The organism is Enterobacter sp. JBIWA008 (genome assembly GCF_019968765.1).
GTDB lineage: Bacteria > Pseudomonadota > Gammaproteobacteria > Enterobacterales > Enterobacteriaceae > Enterobacter.
Genome location: NZ_CP074149.1, coordinates 357,274 through 378,407, shown reverse-complemented (window position 1 = coordinate 378,407; position 21,134 = coordinate 357,274). Strand labels below are relative to the sequence as shown.

The following is a 21,134-nucleotide window of genomic DNA, read 5'->3' as shown; positions in this document are numbered from 1 at the left end:
TCATGTCTCCTGAATACGTTTCTTAATAGTGTAAACGCGCGAGTGTACCATTTCCACGCAGCAATTTGCATAGTTGCGTAGTCGGTTCAGAAATCTCTCGCGAACTCGACATTGTTACACAGCCAATCAGAAAATGCATTCCAATACTGTATATTCAAACAGGTTAAATTGTGTCATAATTAGCCGTTTCTGACAGCCGTTTGTCCTTCAAACAAACCAGGCAATCCGTGTTCCAACCGGGAAAGGTGAATGGATAAGATCGAAGTTCGGGGCGCCCGCACCCACAATCTCAAGAATATCAACCTCATAATCCCTCGCGACAAACTCATCGTCGTGACCGGGCTTTCGGGGTCTGGCAAATCCTCACTGGCTTTCGACACCTTGTATGCCGAAGGACAGCGTCGTTACGTTGAATCACTTTCTGCGTACGCGCGTCAGTTCCTGTCGCTGATGGAAAAACCGGATGTCGACCACATTGAAGGGTTATCCCCTGCTATCTCTATTGAGCAGAAGTCCACCTCGCATAACCCGCGTTCAACGGTCGGTACCATTACCGAAATTCACGACTACCTGCGTCTGCTGTATGCACGCGTGGGTGAGCCGCGCTGCCCTGACCACGACGTCCCCCTGGCGGCACAGACCGTAAGCCAGATGGTGGATAACGTGCTGTCGCAGCCTGAAGGCAAACGCCTGATGCTGCTGGCACCGATCATTAAAGAGCGCAAAGGCGAGCACACCAAGACGCTGGAAAACCTGGCAAGCCAGGGCTATATCCGCGCCCGTATCGACGGCGAAGTGTGCGACCTGTCCGATCCACCAAAGCTGGAGCTGCAGAAGAAGCACACCATCGAAGTGGTCATTGACCGCTTCAAGGTGCGCGACGATCTCGCCACGCGTCTGGCGGAATCCTTTGAAACGGCGCTGGAACTCTCCGGCGGCACGGCCGTGGTCTCCGACATGGACGACCCGAAAGCGGAAGAGTTGCTCTTCTCCGCCAACTTTGCCTGTCCGATTTGCGGCTATAGCATGCGCGAGCTGGAACCGCGCCTGTTCTCCTTTAACAACCCGGCGGGCGCGTGCCCGACGTGTGACGGTCTGGGCGTCCAGCAGTATTTCGACCCGGACCGCGTCATTCAGAACCCGGAGCTGTCGCTGGCGGGCGGGGCCATTCGCGGCTGGGACAAGCGTAACTTCTACTACTTCCAGATGCTAAAATCGCTGGCAGAGCACTACAAGTTCGACGTTGAAGCCCCGTGGGCCAGCCTGAGCGCGAACGTGCACAAAGTGATCCTGTTCGGTTCCGGCAAAGAGAACATCGAGTTCAAGTATATGAACGATCGCGGCGATACTTCCGTGCGTCGCCACCCGTTCGAAGGGGTGCTGCACAACATGGAGCGCCGCTACAAAGAGACCGAATCCAGCGCGGTGCGTGAGGAGCTGGCGAAGTTCATCAGCAACCGCTCCTGCGCCACCTGTGAAGGAACGCGTCTGCGTCGCGAAGCGCGCCACGTGTTTGTGGAAAACACGGCGCTGCCGACCATCTCAGACATGAGCATCGGCCACGCGATGGACTTCTTCAACAACCTGAAGCTTTCCGGCCAGCGCGCGAAAATCGCCGAAAAAGTGCTGAAAGAGATTGGCGATCGCCTGAAGTTCCTCGTGAACGTTGGCCTGAACTACCTGACGCTTTCCCGCTCGGCAGAAACGCTCTCCGGCGGTGAAGCGCAGCGTATCCGTCTGGCGAGCCAGATTGGCGCGGGCCTGGTCGGCGTCATGTACGTGCTGGATGAGCCGTCCATCGGCCTGCACCAGCGCGACAACGAGCGTCTGCTCGGCACGCTGGTCCACCTGCGCAACCTCGGCAACACGGTGATTGTGGTCGAGCACGACGAAGATGCGATCCGCGCGGCTGACCACGTCATCGATATTGGTCCTGGTGCAGGCGTACATGGCGGTCAGGTCGTTGCAGAAGGGACGCTGAAGGACATCATGGCGGTGCCCGAATCGCTGACCGGCCAGTACATGAGCGGCAAGCGTAAGATTGAGGTGCCAAAACAGCGCGTAGCGGCAGATCCGGAAAAAGTGCTGAAGCTGACCGGCGCGCGCGGCAACAACCTGAAAGACGTCACCCTGACGCTGCCGGTTGGCCTGTTTACCTGCATCACCGGCGTGTCCGGTTCCGGTAAATCGACGCTGATCAACGATACGCTGTTCCCAATTGCGCAGACGGCGCTGAACGGCGCGACGCTGGCCGAGCCTGCGCCGTACCGCGACATCCAGGGTCTGGAGCATTTCGATAAAGTTATCGACATTGACCAGAGCCCGATTGGCCGTACTCCGCGCTCTAACCCGGCAACCTATACCGGTGTCTTTACGCCCGTGCGTGAACTCTTTGCCGGTGTGCCGGAAGCGCGTTCACGCGGCTATACGCCAGGGCGTTTCAGCTTTAACGTTCGCGGTGGCCGCTGCGAAGCGTGCCAGGGCGACGGCGTGATCAAGGTTGAGATGCACTTCCTGCCGGATATCTACGTGCCGTGCGATCAGTGCAAAGGCAAACGCTATAACCGCGAAACGCTGGAGATTAAGTACAAAGGCAAGACCATCCACGAAGTACTGGACATGACCATTGAAGAGGCGCGCGAATTCTTTGACGCCGTCCCTGCGCTGGCGCGTAAGCTGCAGACGCTGATGGACGTGGGCCTGACCTACATTCGTCTGGGACAGTCCGCAACCACGCTGTCCGGCGGGGAAGCGCAGCGCGTGAAGCTGGCGCGTGAGCTGTCCAAACGCGGCACCGGTCAGACGCTCTACATTCTTGACGAGCCGACCACCGGCCTGCACTTTGCCGACATCCAGCAGCTGCTCGACGTGCTGCATCAGCTGCGCGATCAGGGCAACACTATTGTGGTCATCGAACATAACCTGGACGTGATTAAAACCGCGGACTGGATTGTCGATCTCGGTCCGGAAGGCGGCAGCGGCGGCGGTGAAATTCTCGTCTCCGGTACGCCAGAGACCGTTGCAGAGTGCGAAGCCTCGCACACCGCACGCTTCCTTAAGCCGTTGCTGTAATTGTCACACGGAGAGTTGCTGTCGGGTCGTTTCCGGCAGCAGCTCAACCGCCTGCTGATAGGACGCGTCCACCAGGTAGTAAATTTGCGAGCCAGGAATCGATCCATCCAGATAGACGGTGCTCCAGTGCGCCTTATTGAGGTGCTTGCTCGGCCTCACGTCATCATGCTGTTGACGTAGCAAATCCGCCAGTTCAGGGCTGGTTTTCAGCGACGCCGCCGGGCGCCCCTCTACTTCTTTCACCATCGCAAACAGGACATCTCCCACTTTAATCTGCGTGGCTTTCCAGTCGCTATGAACGCTTTGCTCTGCGCCAGGTTTACTCATGCAGTACTGAAGTATCTCCGAAATTGTCATCTTTAGTCCCCTTGTAGCGTGGCGATAATTTTACGCGAACCACCGTGAATGCGATGCTCTCCCAGCCAGATCCCCTGCCATGTGCCCAACAGCAGCCGCCCGTTGTGAACCGGCAGCATCAACGATACGCCCAACAGGGAGGATTTAATATGCGAAGGCATATCGTCCGCCCCCTCATAGTCATGCTCGTAAGGTGCGCTGTCCGGGACGGTCTTCAGAAAATGGTGCTCCATGTCAGACCGGACGGTGGGATCGCAATTTTCATTAAGCGTGAGAGAGGCAGACGTGTGCTGAAGAAGCAGGTGCAGCAAACCCGTCCTGACCCGCGACAGGTCGCGGATTTGACCGATGACTTCGTCCGTCACCAGGTGAAATCCGCGTGGTTTAGCGCTTAAGGTCAGGGTCTGCTGGTACCACATGTGCTGCTCCGTAATGAAAGATGAATCTTTCTAAGTGTGCAGCAAGAAGACGAAAGGTAAAACCCGCAGCAGCGAGATTTGATTAAAAAAGAGTCAAATCCGCTGCCGGGTACTTAATACTCCGAGTTGACGATCACTTCTTCGCCAAACTTTCCGGCCATCGGCAGCGGTCGATAGGTCGAGTTAGAGGCCCGTAATACCCGGATCCCTCTGGCCCCCACGTCGTGCGCGGCGGTGATGTCGTTATCTGAATCACCATAGAATACTTTGATGTTTTTCTTTTCCAGCCACTGGGTTTTGGTGTTTTGCCCTTCTTTGTCACCGGCAAAAATTACCGGGTTCATGCTGGTCGCCGGGATCTTGAAATCATCCTGCAGCGTTTTAGAGACGGTTTCCGTTTTGGTCTGACTGCGGCCGGTGACAAAGTAAATGCTGTCACCGCGCTTCACGTGCATGGCAATAAGCGCACGGGCAACCTCTTTCGGGATGCTGAATTCGTCCCAGCCGTTATTCATTTTTTCCCAGAATTCCGGGTTCTTCAGATACGCTTCGCTTTCCGGAGAATACGTTTTCTTCCCGCGCCAGAAGCCGGGGCTTGAGAACAGCACGGTATCGTCAATGTCAAAACCCACGGCCATTGGCGCACGGCCCATCAGGCTGTTTTCGATTTGGGCCACGGAAACCCAGTGAATGGGCGCCTGCTCGGCAAGAATGGCGGCGGTGGTGCCGGTGTAAAGCGGCGTCGGGGCAGAAGCGCGCGCGACGACGGCGCTATTAAGCGAGAACAATAAGCAGGCGGCGCTGAGCGCCAGTGTGATCTTGCGCATATTTTCCCCTGAATATTCAGTTTGTTATCGTTTTAATTTGAGCGAATGGTCAAAAAACTATCCGACCATAACCCCGGCGGGAGGTGAAGGGAAGGAGTTTTTGCTTATGAGGCTGAATAAAAAGAAGACGATCACAAAGCGCGGAAGAAGCGTGTAGGCCCGGTAAGCGCAGCGCCACCGGGCAAGATTCTTGTGCGGCCTGATGCCTTCATCCCGGCCCTCTCCCACAGGGAGAGGGAGAAATGAATAGTGAGTACTTACATTACAGCAGCAAACGCCTGCGCCACGCGATGAACGTTACTGGCGTTCAGACCCGCCACGCACATACGGCCGCTGGCGATCAGGTAGACGCCGAACTCTTCGCGCAGACGATCGACCTGTGCCGCACTCAGTCCGGTATAGCTGAACATCCCGCGCTGCTTGAGCAGATAGTCGAAGTTATGTCCCGGCACGGCCTCTTTCAGCACGTTAACCAGCTCCTGACGCATGGACAGGATTCGCTTACGCATCGCTTCCACTTCCGCAAGCCAGGACGCTTTCAGCTGCTCGTCACCGAGCACCGTCGCCACCACCTGCGCACCAAAGTTCGGCGGGCTGGAGTAAATGCGGCGCACCGTCGCCTTGAGCTGGCCGAGCACGCGACCTGCCGCTTCGGCGTCTTCACACACCACGGACAGACCGCCAACGCGTTCACCGTACAGGGAGAAGATTTTAGAGAAGGAGTTGCTGACCAGCGCTGGCAGCCCGGCGCTCGCCACGGCGCGAATGGCGTAAGCATCTTCTTCCATGCCCGCACCAAAGCCCTGGTAGGCGATGTCGAGGAACGGGATCAGATTGCGGGCCTTCAGTACCTCAATCACCGCATCCCACTGGGCGTTGGTAAGATCCGCACCGGTCGGGTTATGGCAGCATGGATGCAGCAGCACAATGCTGCGCGCCGGCAGGGTGTTCAGTTTTTCCAGCAGCGCTTCAACGCGCACGCCGTTGGTTTCGCTGTCAAACCACGGATAGGTCGCCACTTTGAAGCCTGCGCCCTCGAAGATCGCAACGTGGTTTTCCCACGTCGGATCACTGACCCACACGCCTGAATCCGGGAAGTATTTTTTCAGGAAGTCTGCTCCCACTTTCAGCGCACCCGAGCCGCCCAGCGTCTGGATGGTCGCCACGCGTTTTTGCGCGAGCACCGCGTGATCGGCACCGAATAACAGCGGAGCGATGGTGTTGCGGTAGGCGTTTAACCCTTCCATCGGCAGATAAAGAGAAGCACCGTGTGGAACGGCGTTCAGACGCGCTTCGGCTTCGGCAACGGCTTTTAATTGAGGAATAATGCCGTCCTCGTTGTAATACAGACCAATGCTGAGGTTCACTTTGTCGCTGCGAGGATCTTCTTTGAAACGCTCCATTAAGGAGAGAATAGGGTCGCCGGCATAGGCGTCAACTTTCTGAAACACGCGATGGTTCTCCGGAATTCGATGAGGCAGGGATTTCAACAATAAACCGGAAGCAGGTGAAGGTCGAGAGCGATATCAGGTCAGTCCCTGGATATATCGGCAAATGTGATCGATTCGCTCAGGCAGTGAGCCCTGCACGCGTAGAAAAGGAATGTTCCGTTGTGACAGCTCTGCTTCATACCATACCTGCTGGCGGTGGCGAAACGCCTCGCCCTGCCGGGTGCCATCCTGCACAAACGGAAATTCATCTCCGCAAAGTACGACCAGTGCATAGTCTCGTTCAGCGAGCGTCATTAACGCCTGCGGCGCGCTGCCAAACTGATCGAGCGCGTAAAACAGGGTCGTTAAAGGTGAAGTATCACAGACCAGATAAGGCGCCGTGCAGGCTAATTCTTCCCGACGCACCTGCTCGCGGGCAATATGCAGCAAATCCTCCCGATCCAGGATGCCGTTCTTCGCTTCCCAGTGTTCACGACCATACTCTGCAACGTACGGGACGTTTAGCGTCTGCGCCAGTGCCTTTGCAAGCGTACTTTTGCCCGTCGATTCTCCACCTAATAAGCAGATACGAAAAACAAAGCTGCGATACACCTCAGGGGACATCATCTGACGATAACGATGAACATCAGAACGGATGCGCGTTCCCGAAGGAGCCTCTGGCCCACGTGGACGCTGGAGGCGCACGTGCGCAACCGGTCTTCCGAAACGCTGGCTCAGGACAGTGGCAAACCCGTCTCCATAGTCTTCGGCAGTAAATACCGCCTCTGGCTGACAATGCAAAATGTCCTCACACAGCGTTGCAACATAGTGACGGTGAAGATCGTCATCAGCGTCATTCGGTGGCGGTGGTGCAATGCCATATGAAGCCAACACCTGCGCCGAAAGCACGAGGTGGCGACATTGCGGGAAGCGCTTTGTTAGCCAGTTAAGCCGCTTTTCAGGTTCGTAACCGCGTATTTCCGGCAACGAATAGCTGATGATATAGACCGTCTTGCACTGCTCAAGTGCCGCATTAATAAGCGCTTCATGGCCCGCATGTAATGGTGCGAATTTGCCGACCACCAGGCCGTTGGCATACAGCGTCATTGCGCACGGATCTCCTTGCGCCACTGATACAGTCCGTGCCACGCATTAAACCAAAACAGCAGATATAGACCGGCGGTCAGATACAGTTCTCTCGTCGCGTACAGCGGTACTGCCAGCGTGTTAACGGAAAGCCAGATGTACCAATTTTCCAGACGCCGGCCCATCAACATAAACTGAGCAAGAATGCTGAAGGTCAAAATGATGGAGTCCAGCCAGGGGGCCCATGCATTTGTAAAGCGATGCAATATCCATCCGTACGCCGCTGCTACGCTTATGGCGCAGGCTAAAAGCATAAAAAAATGTCCCGGTCTGGTACGACGAACAGGCAAGACCTCTCCATGATTGCCTTTAAGCCAATGCAGCCAGCCGATTATGCTCGTTAGGATGAAAAAGAACTGAAGGGTAACGTCAGCATAGAGCTGTACAGAGTAGAAGACCCAGACATAAAGCCCGCTGCCTATGATGCCTATCCACCACGTATGGATATTGTTTCTGGCAGCCAGCCAGACGGAGAGTGCATAGGCCAGACACGCGGCGATTTCTGAAGGGGACATTATCCTTCCCTGGAATGAAATGTTAGTCGATGTACTTCATCGCAACCCTTGACGTCAGGCGCGTGATAAGTTCGTAAACACTTACTTTTGTGATTTCAGCAATGCGTTCAACAGGCAGACCTTCACCCCACATCACGACATCGTCGCCAGGCTTATCCTGGGCTTCAGGCCCCAGATCGACACAAATCATATCCATCGCCACGCGGCCGACGATTTTTACCTCGCGACCGTTGACCAGAACCGGCGTCCCCGAGGGTGCGGCACGCGGATATCCGTCGCCATAGCCCATCGCCACCACGCCGAGACGGGTATCACGCTCGCTGGTCCAGGTACCGCCGTAGCCCACCGGCTCGCCCGCTTTATGGTCACGCACGGCAATCAGGTTAGAGACCAGCGACATGACCGGCTGGAGGCCAAAGTCCGGCCCCCAGGGTTTGTTCTCCAGCGGCGACACGCCGTAAAGAATGATGCCCGGTCGCACCCAGTCGAAATGCGACTGCGGCCACAGCAGAATACCGCCGGATGCCGCAATCGAGCGCATCCCCGGCTTGCCTTCGCAGAAGCTATTAAAGATATCCAGCTGCCGCTCGGTCGCCCCGCACTCGGGTTCATCGGCACGGGCGAAGTGGCTAACAATATTCACCGGCTGACGCACGTTTTTGCACCGGCATAAACGCTGATAAAACGCTTCCGCGCTTTCCGGACGCACGCCCAGACGGTGCATGCCCGTGTCGAGCTTCATCCAGACGGTCACCGGCTCGCTCAGCTCGGCGGTTTCCAGCGCGGCCAGCTGTTCTTCGTTGTGTACCGCCGTGTGCAGATGCTGGTCAGCAATGGTCGGCAGATCGCTGGCTTCGAAAAAGCCTTCGAGGAGCAGAATCGGTTGGGTAATCCCCCCTGCGCGCAGGCGGAGAGCTTCTTCAAGACGGGCGACGCCAAAGGCATCGGCATCGGGGAGCGTTCGCGCGGTCTCAAGAAGACCGTGTCCGTAAGCGTTCGCTTTCACGACTGCAACGAGCTTGCTGGCGGGTGCCAGTTCACGCAGACGTTGCAGGTTGTGTCGCAGAGCGCGGCGGTTAATGACAATAGTTGCCGCTTGCATTTGAATTCCTTAGAAATTACTCATCATCATATTGAGGACCGGCATAGTTGTCGAAACGCGACCACTGTCCGTTAAAGGTCAGACGCACCGTCCCGATCGGGCCGTTACGTTGTTTACCAATAATAATCTCGGCGATCCCTTTCAGGTCACTGTTCTCGTGATAAACCTCATCACGGTAGATGAACATGATTAAGTCGGCATCCTGCTCGATGGAGCCGGACTCACGCAGGTCAGAGTTGACCGGGCGCTTGTCGGCACGTTGTTCCAGAGAACGGTTAAGCTGCGACAGCGCCACCACCGGCACGTGCAGCTCTTTGGCTAGCGCCTTCAGCGAGCGGGATATCTCTGCGATCTCCAGCGTACGGTTGTCAGAGAGCGACGGGACGCGCATCAGCTGAAGGTAGTCGATCATGATAAGGCCGATGCCGCCGTGTTCGCGGGCGATACGGCGCGCGCGGGAGCGCACTTCCGTCGGCGTCAGGCCGGAGGAGTCATCAATATAGATGTTACGTTTTTCCAGCAGAATGCCCATGGTGCCGGAGATGCGCGCCCAGTCTTCATCATCGAGCTGGCCGGTACGAATGCGGGTCTGATCCACGCGCGACAGCGACGCCAGAGAACGCATCATAATCTGCTCAGAGGGCATCTCAAGACTGAAAATAAGCACCGGCTTATCCTGCAACATCGCCGCATTTTCGACGAGGTTCATCGCAAATGTCGTTTTACCCATCGACGGACGCGCCGCGACGATAATCAAATCCGACGGCTGCAGACCGGCGGTTTTCTTGTTGAGATCGTCATAGCCGGTGTTCACCCCGGTCACACCGTCGTGCGGCTGCTGGAACAGCTGCTCGATACGGGCGACGGTGGCGTCGAGGACATCGGCGATGTTTTTTGGGCCTTCGTCTTTATTGGCGCGGCTTTCGGCGATTTTAAAGACGCGAGACTCGGCAAGATCGAGCAGGTCTTCACTGGTGCGACCCTGCGGATCGAACCCGGCTTCGGCGATCTCATTCGCGACCGAGATCATCTCGCGGACGACGGCACGTTCGCGCACGATGTCGGCGTAAGCGCTGATGTTCGCCGCACTAGGCGTGTTTTTTGACAGTTCCGCCAGATAGGCAAACCCGCCGCAGCTATCTAGTTGCCCAAGACGTTCCAGCGATTCCGCAAGCGTGATGAGGTCGATCGGGCTGCCCGACTCCTGCAGACGCGCCATTTCGGTAAAGATGTGGCGGTGCGGGCGGGTGTAGAAATCTTCCGCCACGACGCGCTCGGCGACGTCATCCCAGCGTTCGTTATCCAGCATTAAACCGCCCAACACCGACTGTTCCGCTTCAATCGAGTGCGGCGGGACTTTTAACCCTGCGACCTGGAAATCACGCTCGCGAGGTTCAGTCTGTTTGTTGAAGGGTTTGTTTCCTGCCATAGTGAATGGAGTTACCGAGATAAAGAGTGGGTCGAAAGATTACCATATTTTTCTTACGGAGGGAGCATGGCAACGCGCATTGAATTCCAGAAACACGGTGGGCCAGACGTACTGAAAGCGGTGGAGTTCACCCCTGCCGCGCCTGGCGAAAATGAAGTGCAGGTTGAAAACAAAGCCATAGGCATTAACTACATTGATACCTATATTCGCGGCGGTCTCTACCCGCCTCCGTCGATGCCGAGCGGGCTTGGCACCGAGGCGGCCGGTGTCGTCATCAAAGTGGGCAGCGCGGTTAAGCATATTAAAGAGGGCGACCGCGTGGTGTATGCCCAGTCTGCGCTGGGCGCTTACAGCTCCGTCCACAACGTTCCGGCGGATAAAGCCGCCCTGCTACCTAACGCCATCTCCTTTGAGCAGGCGGCGGCCTCGTTCCTGAAAGGTCTGACGGTTTACTACCTGCTGCGCAAAACCTATGAAATTAAGCCCGACGAGCAGTTCCTGTTTCATGCCGCTGCGGGCGGCGTCGGGCTCATCGCCTGTCAGTGGGCAAAAGCACTCGGCGCGAAGCTGATCGGCACCGTGGGCAATGCCCAAAAAGCGCAGCGCGCGCTGCAGGCGGGCGCCTGGCAGGTAATTAACTATCGTGAAGAGAGCGTTGTCGAACGGCTGAAGGAGATCACCAGCGGCAAAAAAGTGCGCGTGGTGTATGACTCGGTGGGGAAAGACACATGGGAAGCGTCGCTGGACTGTCTGCAACGCCGTGGTCTGATGGTAAGCTTCGGGAATGCGTCAGGTGCAGTCACCGGCATAAATCTCGGCATTCTGAATCAGAAAGGTTCTCTGTATGTGACTCGCCCTTCCCTGCAAGGATACATCACCAACCGGGAAGAACTTGAGGAAGCCAGCAACGAGCTGTTCTCGCTGATCGCCAGCGGCGTCATCAAAGTGGATGTGGCAGATGCGCAGAAATTCGCGCTAACCGATGCGCAGCGCGCGCATGAGGTGCTGGAGAGCCGGGCAACGCAGGGGTCGAGTTTGTTGATTCCCTGAGCCCCAAAAAGAAATTGGGCTTCCCGTGGGAAGCCCTTTCTTTTTTTAGTTCGGCTGTATGTAGGGTACAGCGCGATGAATTCTTTAACGGCAGTCATAGTGACAGATTCGATAACTAAATCCTATTCTGTTCTAAGCCATGCCGCCGGAAAAGTTACAACTATGTGACGAACCCCTCAATACCTTAGTAACGAGAGCGGTTATTGCGCTGATAACTGGGCACTTTTGGTGATTTAATCGCCCGTATCACCCACACGACCGCAATGGCCAGCAGTAACCACGGCAGCAGTTTGATCGTCAGGGCAAACAGTCCGCCAATAAACATGACCACCGTCGCCACCACGATAGCCGCCAGAATGCCGAGCAGCGAAACGCCTGTCGCTAACAGCATGACAAAAAAGCCAATCACAAAAAGTAGTTCCAGCATGGTGCTCTCCCACGAGTTCCCGAGTAATGCAGTAAGCACTACAAGAATCATGCCAGTGTTAACCTGTTGTTATTTAAGCAAAACGCCCCGCTAACGTTCGCAGGGCGTGGTGAATTTGACGAACTTTTAGCGAAAGTTATCGCTTGTCTGCCACCAGTCGCAGCGCATGTTCCAGCACCTCAATATCGGCTCCGGCTTTATGCGCATTCTCGCTCAGGTAGCGGCGCCACTGACGCGCGCCCGGAATACTCTGGAACAGGCCAAGCATATGGCGGGTGATATGGCCAAGATACGTACCGTTGCTCAGCTCGCGCTCAATATATGGATACATGGCACGCACAACGGTCACCGGATCGGTATCTGCGCCTTCGGTGCCAAAGATTTCGCGATCGACCGTCGCCAGAATGCCCGGGTTCTGATACGCCTCGCGCCCAACCATCACCCCATCCATATGCGCCAGATGCGCTTTGGCCTCCTCCAGCGACTTGATGCCGCCGTTGATGGACATGGTCAGGTGCGGGAAGTCACGCTTCAGCTGATACACGCGCGGATAGTCAAGCGGTGGGATCTCACGGTTCTCTTTCGGGCTGAGGCCGGAGAGCCAGGCTTTTCGCGCATGAATGATGAACATCTCGCACTCGCCTTTCCCGGATACCGTGTTGATGAAGTCGCACAGGAATTCGTAGCTGTCCTGGTCGTCAATGCCGATACGGGTTTTGACCGTGACCGGAATGGATACCACGTCGCGCATCGCCTTGATACAGTCCGCTACCAGCTGCGCGTTCCCCATCAAACATGCGCCAAACATGCCGTTTTGCACGTGGTCGGACGGGCAGCCAACGTTCAGGTTGATCTCGTCGTAGCCACGCGCTTCTGCCAGCTTTGCACACTGCGCCAGCGCGGCCGGATCGCTGCCGCCCAGCTGCAGGGCAACCGGATGCTCTTCTTCGCTATAGGCCAGATAATCGCCCTTCCCGTGAATGATTGCGCCCGTGGTCACCATTTCGGTGTACAGCAGCGTGTGGCGGGAGAGCTGGCGCAGGAAATAGCGGCAGTGTCTGTCCGTCCAGTCGAGCATCGGCGCAATGGAGAAACGGTGTGCAGGAAAAGCGGTCTGTAATTCTGACGACATGGCGAAGTTTTAAGCATCTGGTGGAAAAGGGGCGCTACTATAGCACAAAGAAAAGCCGGAGGCGCAGCGCCTCCGGTTGACTTTAGAACGTCATGCTCAGCTGAGCCCCTGCGCCCCAGGTTTCGTCTTCACCGTACAGGCCCATCAGGTCAACATGTACAGTGCTAAACGGCGCGAAACCGACACCGCCGGTAAAGACATTGCTGTCGTTACCCTTCACGTCCGCGCGATAACCCGCACGCACCGCCAGCCAGCTCAGCGGCGTCACCTCGGCACCCACGCCAACATACTGCGACGTATCTTCGCTCTTGAATCCTTTGGTTTCCGTCAAATCACCATCGGCGGTCAGCGTCACCAGGTCGTTGTGCCAGGCGGCACCGGCGGTCACCAGCGGACGGATCTGGTAGGTGTCTTTATAGCTCACCACTTCTCCCGTACGCCCGTTACGGATACGGATATCTTTGGTATCGATATCGCGCGACATAAGGTTTTGACCGCTCACGCCAACGGTCCAGTGTTCGCCGAAATCAGCCGCAATACCGGCATCGACGTTAAAGCCCGTGTCGTCCGTGCGGTAGCGGCTATCGTTCCACTTGTTACTGTCGTAATCGTAGATTGACGTGGTGTAGTTATAGACCCAGGTTTTTTGCAGCTTTGGCGTCACACCCACGGAAACCGGGACGCCGCCGAGGTCAAACTGACGGGCAACGGCAACACCATAGTCGGACACAATCGCCGCCCGGCCAGACGCCGTTGAGTTGAGGTTTTTAGTGATCTGATCCGTACCGTTCAGCGCAGCGTCCAGGGCAACACCGGCAGCCACCACATTGCTTCGTTGAATGCCGCGCAGATAATCAATATCTTGCTGATCGATGGACGAGCTCACCCGGCCATGAGCATAGCCTTTCGCCATAAAGGCTACGGAAAGCACATCGTTAGGGATACTCACGGCAAGCCCAGCGCCTGCCGTCGCGCGTGCGGTTTTACCCTTGAGATAGTCCAGCTCATCGGCAAGATCTTTGGCCGCGCCCTGGAACTGGTTGATGGAGCCTAGCGGATTGGTGATGACCTCAATTGGCGTAAGGTTATTAACCACATCCTTATAATGGTTGATTTTGTCGTTGATGGTATCAATCTCATCCTGAAGATTGTCCTCATCCGTCACCTGGACGCCAACGGACGGCAAAATGACCGTCACATCATCGTCCGGTTTTGCCTTTGCCAGCAACGCGGGGTTGATTAACGCCCCGCTACCATAGCTCCCGGAGGCAACGCCAGTGCCACCCATTGCGTCGCTCCGTGATTCTGTCCAGGTATTGGCTGCTCCCGCCTGATTTGCCATAAACAAGGAAACAGCGATACTAACCACCGAAAATTTAAAATTTTTTTTCACAGTATGCCCGTTATAGTCTGTTATGAAATAACCCCTGTCTGTTATCACCCAAACAGGAACGAACTATTGCTGTGAATAAGTAGTAAAAGACCCGCTATTTCTATCCCTAAGTAAAACTCCCTTACGGCCTGTTATATTTTGTGACGGCCCTCAATATTTATAGAAGAGGAAATTATTTTTTCCCAGGTTTTCCATCATGCGGTCCAAAAAACTGGGGTGGGTGGTCTACCCAGCGATCCTCACGGGTAGCGGCATACACGGGGTTGAGCGGATAGTAGATGCGGTTGTGCTTCTTGTTGGCCTCGCCAACGACCAGTAACCGCACCTCTTCGTCCGTGTTGTTGATAAAGGTGTGGCAGATACCGGTTCCGGCAGGAAAACCGACGCTGTCGCCCGGTTCAAGTTTCCATAAATAGCCATTAATCCACGCCTCTGGATAACCTTCGAGCACATAAATGAACTCTTCTTCATCGCTTTCCGCATGCGGATAGGACGTTCTGCGCCCGGGCGGCAAACGCTCATGATGGATGCCAATGCGCCCTAGCCCAAGCTTGCGAGCCAACGGGGCGCCGATAGAAAAAAGCTCATCGCTACCTGGATAGGTCGAATCATCCGCGCCTTCTACGTCGCGCCAGTGCCGAATACAGTCAGGTTTTTTCATTGTTTATTTCCCGGTTTGCAATGGGTCAGGTATAGCACAGACTGGCGGATCTCGGCGTTTTTACCAGAACATGATAAAGTGGGCGTTTTCCGTCCTATAACATCCGGGGTGCTAAATGGATAAGTCCACAAAAGAGCTGTTAGCGCAGGCCGAAAAGCTGTGTGCGCAACGCAATGTGCGCCTGACTCCGCAGCGCCTTGAAGTATTACGTCTCATGAGCCTGCAGCAGGGTGCCATCAGCGCTTACGATCTGCTGGACCTGCTCCGCGAAAGCGAGCCGCAGGCGAAGCCACCAACCGTGTATCGCGCGCTGGATTTCCTGCTGGAACAAGGATTCGTGCATAAAGTTGAGTCCACCAACAGCTATGTGCTGTGCCATCTGTTTGATCAGCCCACCCACACATCGGCGATGTTTATCTGTGACCGCTGCGGCGTGGTGAAAGAAGAAGCTGCGGAAGGCGTGGAAGATATTATGCATACGCTGGCAGCGAAAATGGGTTTTGCCCTGCGTCATAACGTGATTGAAGCGCATGGGCTGTGCTCTGCCTGCGTGGAAGTGGAAGCTTGTCGTCATCAGGACGCATGTCAGCACGACCACTCAATTCTGGTGAAGAAAAAGCCGCGTTAACGGCAAAAGAAAAGGCGGCTTAGAGCCGCCCTGTGGGTTATTCAGCGTTACCAGCGGTAGTCGTTACGGGTTTCCCAGTCTTTGACTTCGTTTTCCGCCTGATCTTTCGCGTAGCCGTAGCGTTCCTGAATTTTACCGACAAGCTGATCGCGTTTACCTTCAATGACGGTCATATCGTCATCTGTCAGCTTACCCCACTTTTCTTTCGCTTTACCTTTGAACTGCTTCCAGTTGCCGCCGATTTCGTCTTTATTCATCATCGTGTCCTCTTAGTTAAACGTCGGGTCGTAACGTCCGTTACGTTCTTTTCTGCTGGACGTGATAAATATTGTAGTTAAGGATTTGGCAGTTGATTTCATATTCGGAATCTTTAACCGTCACGATATATCGTGACGTGAAGGGAACCAGGTATCGTTTTGCCAGTGGCGGTGCCAGATAAAAGCCAGCGATATCCCTCGCAGCGAGAGGAAAACGGCCAGGGCCAGCCACAAACCGTGATTTCCAAGCCAGGGAAGCGTCAGCAGCGTCAGGCCAAACCCTACCGCCGCGACCGCCATGCTGTTGCGCATTTCCGCTCCGCGCGTCGCACCAATAAACATGCCGTCCAGCAGATAACACCAGACGCCGACTACCGGTAAGATGACTTGCCAGATGAGATAGTGACTCGCCAGCTCGCGCAGCGCAGGGATAGACGTAAGTAATGAAACGATCTGCTCACCAAAGCAGGCGTAAACCAGGCCGAACGCCAGCGCCACCAGTCCCGACTGACGGCAGGCTGCCCGCCAGACGTCCCGAAGCTGCCCGCTTTCGCGCGCACCGTACGCCTGCCCGGAATGCGCTTCTACCGCATAGGCAAAACCGTCCAGCGCGTAGGCGGTAAAGGTCAGCAGCGTCATCAATACCGCGTTGACCGCAACGATTTCTGGCCCCAGTCGAGCCCCGAAAACCGTCAGCGCGCCGAAGCAGAGCTGAAGCAGCAGCGAGCGCAGCATGATGTCACGATTAAGTGCCAGCAGCTTACGGATATTGCCGCGCCATGCGGTTTTGAGCAGCGCCAGGGAGATGCCGCGCATCGCCAGCACGCGCCAGACCATCCAAAGACCAATAATAAAGGTTCCGTACTCGGCAATCGCCGTCGCCAGCGCCGCGCCCTGCACATTCATATGCAGTCCCATTACCAGCCAGACATCCAGCACAATGTTGAGAAGGTTGCCCACCACCAGCAAAATCACTGGCGCACGGGCGTACTGAACGCCCAGTAGCCACCCCAGCAGAACCAGGTTAGCCAGCGAGGCGGGCGCGCTGAGCCAGCGGATTTCAAGGAAACGTCGAGCCTGGGCCAGTACCGCCTCGCTGCCGCCAACAACATGGAGTGCAAAGTCGATCAGGGGCGCACGTAATATAACGATTAACGCCCCCGCGCCAAGCGCAAGGATCAGCGGCTGGACCAGAGCCCGCGCCAGACGCAGCGGATCTTTTGCACCATAAGCCTGTGCCGTGAGCCCGGTGGTGCTCATACGCAAAAAGAGCAGCAGCATAAACAGGAAGCTGGTTGCCGTTGCGCCAATCGCCACGCCGCCGAGATAAACCGGCGAATCAAGATGACCAATAACGGCAGTATCGACCAGACCCAGCAAGGGCACGGTAATATTGGAAAAAATCATCGGCAGAGCAAGACGCCACAATGCCTTATCGGATGCCGTCAGCAGTGACATGAAAAATACCGGGAGTGGGGAATGAAGCAGGCTACAGCGGCGCCATAGCCTGTCAGGAAGAGGTTACAGCCATTCACCGTTGCGAATCACCCCAACCGCCAGTCCTTCGATAGAGAAGTTCTGTTCGCGGAGATCGACCACAATCGGGGAGAACTCGTTGTTTTCAGGCAGTAGCTGAACTGTGTTCCCCTGTTTTTTCAGACGCTTGACGGTGACTTCATCATCAATGCGCGCGACAACCACCTGACCGTTACGCACATCCTGCGTTTTGTGCACCGCAAGCAGATCGCCGTCAAGAATACCGATGTCTTTCATCGACATGCCGCTAACGCGCAGCAGGAAATCAGCGCTCGGTTTGAACATGGCCGGATCGACCTGGTAGTGGCCTTCAATATGCTGCTGCGCCAGCAAAGGCTCACCGGCAGCAACACGCCCCACCAGCGGAATACCCGTCTCTTCTTCCACCAGCAGGCGGATACCACGTGACGCGCCTGAAACAATCTCAATCACGCCCTTACGCGCCAGCGCTTTCAGGTGTTCTTCGGCAGCATTCGGAGAACGGAAGCCCAGACGCTGAGCGATTTCCGCACGCGTGGGTGGCATACCCGTCTGGCCGATATGATCCCGGATGAGATCAAACACCTCTTGCTGCCTGGTCGTTAACGCTTTCATTCCGCCCCCTGGGTGTATATACAGTTATGCTGTGAGTATATACAGTCAAAGGCGATTTTGGAATCAAAAACTGCACAAAAAACCAGGGACTTAATTATTCCTCGAGGCTCATCGGAAATGTGACCAAAGCAGCGTGACCCAGGTAATAACGGCAGTGATAATCGCCAGCAACACAGCAGCAGAGCCCATGTCTTTTGCGCGGCCAGAAAGCTCATGGAAATCGGAACCGATGCGATCAACAACGGCTTCAATAGCGCTATTAAGAATTTCCACTATCATCACCAGAAGCACGGAACCGATAAGAAGCACGCGAGTAATAGCATCAACATCAAGGAAACAGGCAATGATCACCGCGATGATAGCGGCGACGCCCTCCTGGCGAAAAGCGGCTTCGTTGATCCACGCAGCACGGAAACCTTTCCATGAATAGCCGGCGGCTTTGATGATACGCGTTAACCCAGTGGTATTATTGGCCATTAAAAGAACCTTTTTAAAAAAAGAGCGTCAGTAACAGGAGCCGTAGCGCGTTTCGCTACAGCCTGAAGTATGACGGGTAACAACAGAAATTTTGCGCGCTTTCTGTTATCCTTGCGCCGCAATTGCATTATTAACCAGAGGCTTTACATCGTTTATGTCCGGCTGGCCACGAATTTACTACAAATTACTTAATTTACCATTAAGCATACTGGTAAAAAGCAAGTCTATCCCAGCAGAACCCGCGCTGGAGTTGGGGCTCGATACGTCGCGTCCTATTATGTACGTTTTGCCTTATAACTCGAAGGCAGACTTACTGACGCTTCGCGCCCAGTGTCTGGCGCATGACTTACCGGACCCGCTTGAACCGCTTGAAGTTGACGGTACGCTGCTGCCGCGCTACGTGTTCATTCACGGTGGACCGCGCGTGTTTACCTACTACACGCCAAAAGAAGAGTCCATCAAGCTGTTCCATGACTATCTCGACCTGCATCGCAGCAACCCCGATCTGGATGTGCAGATGGTGCCGGTATCGGTGATGTTTGGTCGTCGTCCGGGCCGTGAAAAAGGTGAAGAGAACCCACCACTGCGCATGCTTAACGGCATTCAGAAGTTCTTCGCGGTCTCCTGGCTGGGACGCGACAGCTTTGTGCGTTTCTCCCCTTCCGTTTCGCTGCGTCGAATGGCGGACGAGCACGGCACCGACAAGATCATCGCGCAAAAACTGGCGCGCGTGGCGCGTATGCACTTTGCCCGTCAGCGCCTGGCTGCCGTAGGGCCGCGTCTCCCGGCGCGTCAGGATTTGTTCAACAAGCTGTTGGCCTCCAAAGCGATTGCTCGCGCCGTTGAAGACGAAGCGCGCAGCAAGAAAATATCGCATGAGAAAGCCCAGCAGAACGCCATTGCGCTGATGGAAGAGATTGCAGCGAACTTCTCTTACGAGATGATTCGCCTGTCCGATCGTATTCTCGGCTTTACCTGGAACCGCCTGTATCAGGGCATCAACGTTCATAACGCCGAGCGTGTACGCCAGCTGGCGCATGATGGCCATGAGATTGTCTATGTCCCCTGCCACCGCAGCCACATGGACTACCTGCTTCTTTCCTACGTGCTCTATCACCAGGGGCTGGTACCGCCGCATATTGCTGCCGGTATCAACCTGAATTTCTGGCCAGCAGGTCCGATTTTCCGCCGCCTGGGCGCCTTCTTTATCCGTCGTACCTTCAAGGGCAACAAGCTCTACTCCACCGTGTTCCGCGAGTATCTGGGCGAGCTGTTCAGCCGCGGCTATTCCGTGGAGTACTTCGTGGAGGGCGGTCGTTCCCGTACCGGACGTCTGCTCGATCCGAAGACCGGCACGCTGTCGATGACCATCCAGGCGATGCTGCGCGGAGGAACCCGTCCCATCACGCTAGTGCCAATCTACATTGGCTATGAGCACGTGATGGAAGTGGGCACGTACGCCAAAGAGCTGCGCGGTGCGACCAAAGAGAAAGAGAGCCTGCCGCAGATGCTGCGCGGCTTGAGCAAGCTACGCAATCTCGGCCAGGGCTATGTGAACTTCGGCGAGCCGATGCCGCTGATGACATATCTGAACCATCACGTTCCCGAGTGGCGCGAATCCATCGATCCTATCGAAGCGATTCGTCCGGCCTGGCTGACGCCAACGGTCAACGGCATTGCGTCCGAACTAATGGTGCGCATTAACAACGCCGGTGCGGCTAATGCCATGAACTTGTGCTGTACGGCACTTCTCGCTTCGCGCCAGCGCTCACTGACCCGTGAGCAACTGACGGAACAGCTGGATTGCTATCTGGATATGATGCGCAACGTGCCGTATTCGGTTGATTCAACCGTGCCTTCAGCAACCGCCAGTGAGCTTATCGATCACGCGCTGCAGATGAATAAGTTTGAAGTCGAAAAAGACACAATCGGCGACATCATCATTCTGCCGCGTGAGCAGGCAGTGCTGATGACGTACTACCGCAACAACATCACCCATATGCTGATGCTGCCGTCGCTCATGGCGGCCATCATTACCCAGCATCGCCGCATCTCGCGTCAGGAGCTATTGCGTCACGTTGATACGCTCTACCCGATGCTGAAAGCGGAGCTGTTCCTACGCTGGAGCAAGGATGAGCTGGCGGGTGAACTGGACAAACTGACGGAAGAACTACGTCGTCAAGGGCTAATCACCGTCACGAATGACGAGCTGCACATCAATCCGTCACGCTCCCGCACCCTGCAGCTGCTGGCCGCCGGTGCGCGCGAAACGCTGCAGCGCTACGCCATTACGTTCTGGCTGCTGAGTGCGAATCCGTCTATCAACCGCGGTACGCTGGAGAAAGAGAGCCGGACGCTGGCACAGCGTCTGTCCGTTCTGCACGGCATTAACGCTCCTGAATTCTTCGACAAAGCGGTCTTCAGCACTCTGGTTCTGACGCTGCGCGACGAAGGCTACATCAGTGATACGGGCGATGCCGAGCCGGAAGAGACGCTGAAGGTGTACCAGATGCTGGCAGAACTGATCACCTCGGATGTGCGTTTAACGATTGAGAGCGCGACGCAGGACGAGTGACGTGAAAAAGCCGGGTGGTGGTTTCACCATACCCGGCCTGGTGTTCTGCATAATATAAAGGCCCGGTAAGCGTTAACGCTACCGGGCCTTATTTTTGGGCCTTGTTA

At 55.8% G+C, this 21,134-nt stretch carries 20 protein-coding genes; 4 read left to right on the top strand and 16 right to left on the bottom strand.

Annotation, left to right across the window (positions count from 1 at the left end):
- The first annotated feature begins 249 nt into the window (after positions 1-249).
- Positions 250-3,072 carry an excinuclease ABC subunit UvrA gene (gene uvrA / locus KGP24_RS01790; RefSeq protein ID WP_223562182.1) on the top strand — a complete coding sequence of 941 codons (2,823 nt, stop codon included), beginning with the start codon at positions 250-252 and terminating at the stop codon, positions 3,070-3,072.
- Between the two features lie 3 nt (positions 3,073-3,075).
- Here the strand turns inward: uvrA and KGP24_RS01785 are convergent, their stop codons facing one another.
- The 8 genes from KGP24_RS01785 to dnaB all read right to left on the bottom strand — a co-directional run bounded on the left by KGP24_RS01785 (position 3,076) and on the right by dnaB (position 10,297).
- Positions 3,076-3,429 carry an MmcQ/YjbR family DNA-binding protein gene (locus tag KGP24_RS01785; protein WP_023310053.1) on the bottom strand — a complete coding sequence of 118 codons (354 nt, stop codon included), beginning with the start codon at positions 3,427-3,429 and terminating at the stop codon, positions 3,076-3,078.
- A gap of 2 nt (positions 3,430-3,431) precedes the next feature.
- Positions 3,432-3,848 (bottom strand): secondary thiamine-phosphate synthase enzyme YjbQ, encoded by a 417-nt coding sequence (locus KGP24_RS01780; protein WP_223562181.1) that lies wholly within the window; start codon positions 3,846-3,848, stop codon positions 3,432-3,434.
- 113 nt (positions 3,849-3,961) lie between these two features.
- The gene (gene aphA, locus KGP24_RS01775) at positions 3,962-4,675 is read right to left on the bottom strand and encodes an acid phosphatase AphA (protein WP_223562180.1); all 714 of its coding nucleotides are present in this window, start codon (positions 4,673-4,675) and stop codon (positions 3,962-3,964) included.
- A 257-nt stretch (positions 4,676-4,932) separates the two neighbouring features.
- Positions 4,933-6,126 carry an aromatic amino acid transaminase gene (tyrB, locus tag KGP24_RS01770; protein WP_223562179.1) on the bottom strand — a complete coding sequence of 398 codons (1,194 nt, stop codon included), beginning with the start codon at positions 6,124-6,126 and terminating at the stop codon, positions 4,933-4,935.
- A 75-nt stretch (positions 6,127-6,201) separates the two neighbouring features.
- Entirely contained in the window at positions 6,202-7,212 is a 1,011-nt protein-coding gene (locus tag KGP24_RS01765; protein WP_223562178.1) for an AAA family ATPase, read from the bottom strand.
- Positions 7,209-7,766: a nicotinamide riboside transporter PnuC gene (pnuC, locus tag KGP24_RS01760; RefSeq protein ID WP_223562177.1), complete on the bottom strand. Its 558-nt coding sequence runs from the start codon at positions 7,764-7,766 to the stop codon at positions 7,209-7,211. The genes KGP24_RS01765 and pnuC overlap by 4 nt, the downstream gene beginning before the upstream one ends.
- 22 nt (positions 7,767-7,788) lie before the next feature.
- A complete protein-coding gene (gene alr / locus KGP24_RS01755) occupies positions 7,789-8,868 on the bottom strand; it encodes an alanine racemase (RefSeq protein WP_223562176.1) in 1,080 nt (359 codons plus the stop codon).
- Positions 8,869-8,884: 16 nt separating this feature from the next.
- Positions 8,885-10,297: a replicative DNA helicase gene (gene dnaB / locus KGP24_RS01750; protein WP_023310046.1), complete on the bottom strand. Its 1,413-nt coding sequence runs from the start codon at positions 10,295-10,297 to the stop codon at positions 8,885-8,887.
- A gap of 66 nt (positions 10,298-10,363) precedes the next feature.
- Between dnaB and KGP24_RS01745 the strand changes: the two genes are divergently transcribed.
- Positions 10,364-11,347: a quinone oxidoreductase gene (locus KGP24_RS01745; RefSeq protein ID WP_223562175.1), complete on the top strand. Its 984-nt coding sequence runs from the start codon at positions 10,364-10,366 to the stop codon at positions 11,345-11,347.
- 184 nt (positions 11,348-11,531) lie between these two features.
- On the opposite strand, the gene pspG is transcribed toward KGP24_RS01745, so the two are convergent.
- From pspG to KGP24_RS01725, 4 genes are all read right to left on the bottom strand, one after another.
- The gene (gene pspG / locus KGP24_RS01740; protein WP_223563439.1) at positions 11,532-11,774 is read right to left on the bottom strand and encodes an envelope stress response protein PspG; all 243 of its coding nucleotides are present in this window, start codon (positions 11,772-11,774) and stop codon (positions 11,532-11,534) included.
- Positions 11,775-11,910: 136 nt separating this feature from the next.
- A complete protein-coding gene (dusA, locus tag KGP24_RS01735; RefSeq protein ID WP_223562174.1) occupies positions 11,911-12,906 on the bottom strand; it encodes a tRNA dihydrouridine(20/20a) synthase DusA in 996 nt (331 codons plus the stop codon).
- 82 nt (positions 12,907-12,988) lie between these two features.
- On the bottom strand, positions 12,989-14,299 hold the full coding sequence (locus KGP24_RS01730) for a conjugal transfer protein TraF (protein WP_223562173.1): 1,311 nt from the start codon (positions 14,297-14,299) through the stop codon (positions 12,989-12,991).
- A 172-nt stretch (positions 14,300-14,471) separates the two neighbouring features.
- Complete coding sequence (locus KGP24_RS01725; RefSeq protein WP_223562172.1) at positions 14,472-14,960, bottom strand: cupin domain-containing protein; 489 nt, start codon at positions 14,958-14,960, stop codon at positions 14,472-14,474.
- 115 nt (positions 14,961-15,075) lie between these two features.
- On the opposite strand from KGP24_RS01725, the gene zur reads away from it, so the two are divergent.
- Positions 15,076-15,588 carry a zinc uptake transcriptional repressor Zur gene (gene zur / locus KGP24_RS01720; RefSeq protein WP_008503369.1) on the top strand — a complete coding sequence of 171 codons (513 nt, stop codon included), beginning with the start codon at positions 15,076-15,078 and terminating at the stop codon, positions 15,586-15,588.
- 47 nt (positions 15,589-15,635) lie between these two features.
- Here the strand turns inward: zur and KGP24_RS01715 are convergent, their stop codons facing one another.
- The 4 genes from KGP24_RS01715 to KGP24_RS01700 form a co-directional block, all read right to left on the bottom strand.
- A complete protein-coding gene (locus KGP24_RS01715) occupies positions 15,636-15,845 on the bottom strand; it encodes a CsbD family protein (protein ID WP_024906712.1) in 210 nt (69 codons plus the stop codon).
- A gap of 120 nt (positions 15,846-15,965) precedes the next feature.
- Entirely contained in the window at positions 15,966-17,303 is a 1,338-nt protein-coding gene (dinF, locus tag KGP24_RS01710) for an MATE family efflux transporter DinF (RefSeq protein WP_223562171.1), read from the bottom strand.
- Between the two features lie 63 nt (positions 17,304-17,366).
- Entirely contained in the window at positions 17,367-17,975 is a 609-nt protein-coding gene (gene lexA, locus KGP24_RS01705; RefSeq protein WP_023334159.1) for a transcriptional repressor LexA, read from the bottom strand.
- Between the two features lie 108 nt (positions 17,976-18,083).
- The gene (locus tag KGP24_RS01700; protein WP_023334158.1) at positions 18,084-18,452 is read right to left on the bottom strand and encodes a diacylglycerol kinase; all 369 of its coding nucleotides are present in this window, start codon (positions 18,450-18,452) and stop codon (positions 18,084-18,086) included.
- Between the two features lie 154 nt (positions 18,453-18,606).
- Here KGP24_RS01700 and plsB point away from each other — a divergent pair, with 154 nt between their 5' ends.
- Positions 18,607-21,027 carry a glycerol-3-phosphate 1-O-acyltransferase PlsB gene (gene plsB, locus KGP24_RS01695; protein ID WP_223562170.1) on the top strand — a complete coding sequence of 807 codons (2,421 nt, stop codon included), beginning with the start codon at positions 18,607-18,609 and terminating at the stop codon, positions 21,025-21,027.
- Positions 21,028-21,134: the final 107 nt, after the last annotated feature.

Excerpts from the sequence above, each read along its gene's own strand:
- KGP24_RS01700 (WP_023334158.1), bottom strand. The coding sequence starts at position 18,452 with ATGGCCAATAATACCACTGGGTTAACGCGTATCATCAAAGCCGCCGGC.
- dnaB (WP_023310046.1), bottom strand. The coding sequence starts at position 10,297 with ATGGCAGGAAACAAACCCTTCAACAAACAGACTGAACCTCGCGAGCGT.
- KGP24_RS01765 (WP_223562178.1), bottom strand. The coding sequence starts at position 7,212 with ATGACGCTGTATGCCAACGGCCTGGTGGTCGGCAAATTCGCACCATTA.
- zur (WP_008503369.1), top strand. The coding sequence starts at position 15,076 with ATGGATAAGTCCACAAAAGAGCTGTTAGCGCAGGCCGAAAAGCTGTGT.
- plsB (WP_223562170.1), top strand. The coding sequence starts at position 18,607 with ATGTCCGGCTGGCCACGAATTTACTACAAATTACTTAATTTACCATTA.
- KGP24_RS01780 (WP_223562181.1), bottom strand. The coding sequence starts at position 3,848 with ATGTGGTACCAGCAGACCCTGACCTTAAGCGCTAAACCACGCGGATTT.
- KGP24_RS01745 (WP_223562175.1), top strand. The coding sequence starts at position 10,364 with ATGGCAACGCGCATTGAATTCCAGAAACACGGTGGGCCAGACGTACTG.
- lexA (WP_023334159.1), bottom strand. The coding sequence starts at position 17,975 with ATGAAAGCGTTAACGACCAGGCAGCAAGAGGTGTTTGATCTCATCCGG.
- pspG (WP_223563439.1), bottom strand. The coding sequence starts at position 11,774 with ATGCTGGAACTACTTTTTGTGATTGGCTTTTTTGTCATGCTGTTAGCG.
- dusA (WP_223562174.1), bottom strand. The coding sequence starts at position 12,906 with ATGTCGTCAGAATTACAGACCGCTTTTCCTGCACACCGTTTCTCCATT.
- dinF (WP_223562171.1), bottom strand. The coding sequence starts at position 17,303 with ATGTCACTGCTGACGGCATCCGATAAGGCATTGTGGCGTCTTGCTCTG.
- uvrA (WP_223562182.1), top strand. The coding sequence starts at position 250 with ATGGATAAGATCGAAGTTCGGGGCGCCCGCACCCACAATCTCAAGAAT.
- aphA (WP_223562180.1), bottom strand. The coding sequence starts at position 4,675 with ATGCGCAAGATCACACTGGCGCTCAGCGCCGCCTGCTTATTGTTCTCG.
- KGP24_RS01785 (WP_023310053.1), bottom strand. The coding sequence starts at position 3,429 with ATGACAATTTCGGAGATACTTCAGTACTGCATGAGTAAACCTGGCGCA.
- KGP24_RS01715 (WP_024906712.1), bottom strand. The coding sequence starts at position 15,845 with ATGAATAAAGACGAAATCGGCGGCAACTGGAAGCAGTTCAAAGGTAAA.
- alr (WP_223562176.1), bottom strand. The coding sequence starts at position 8,868 with ATGCAAGCGGCAACTATTGTCATTAACCGCCGCGCTCTGCGACACAAC.
- pnuC (WP_223562177.1), bottom strand. The coding sequence starts at position 7,766 with ATGTCCCCTTCAGAAATCGCCGCGTGTCTGGCCTATGCACTCTCCGTC.
- KGP24_RS01725 (WP_223562172.1), bottom strand. The coding sequence starts at position 14,960 with ATGAAAAAACCTGACTGTATTCGGCACTGGCGCGACGTAGAAGGCGCG.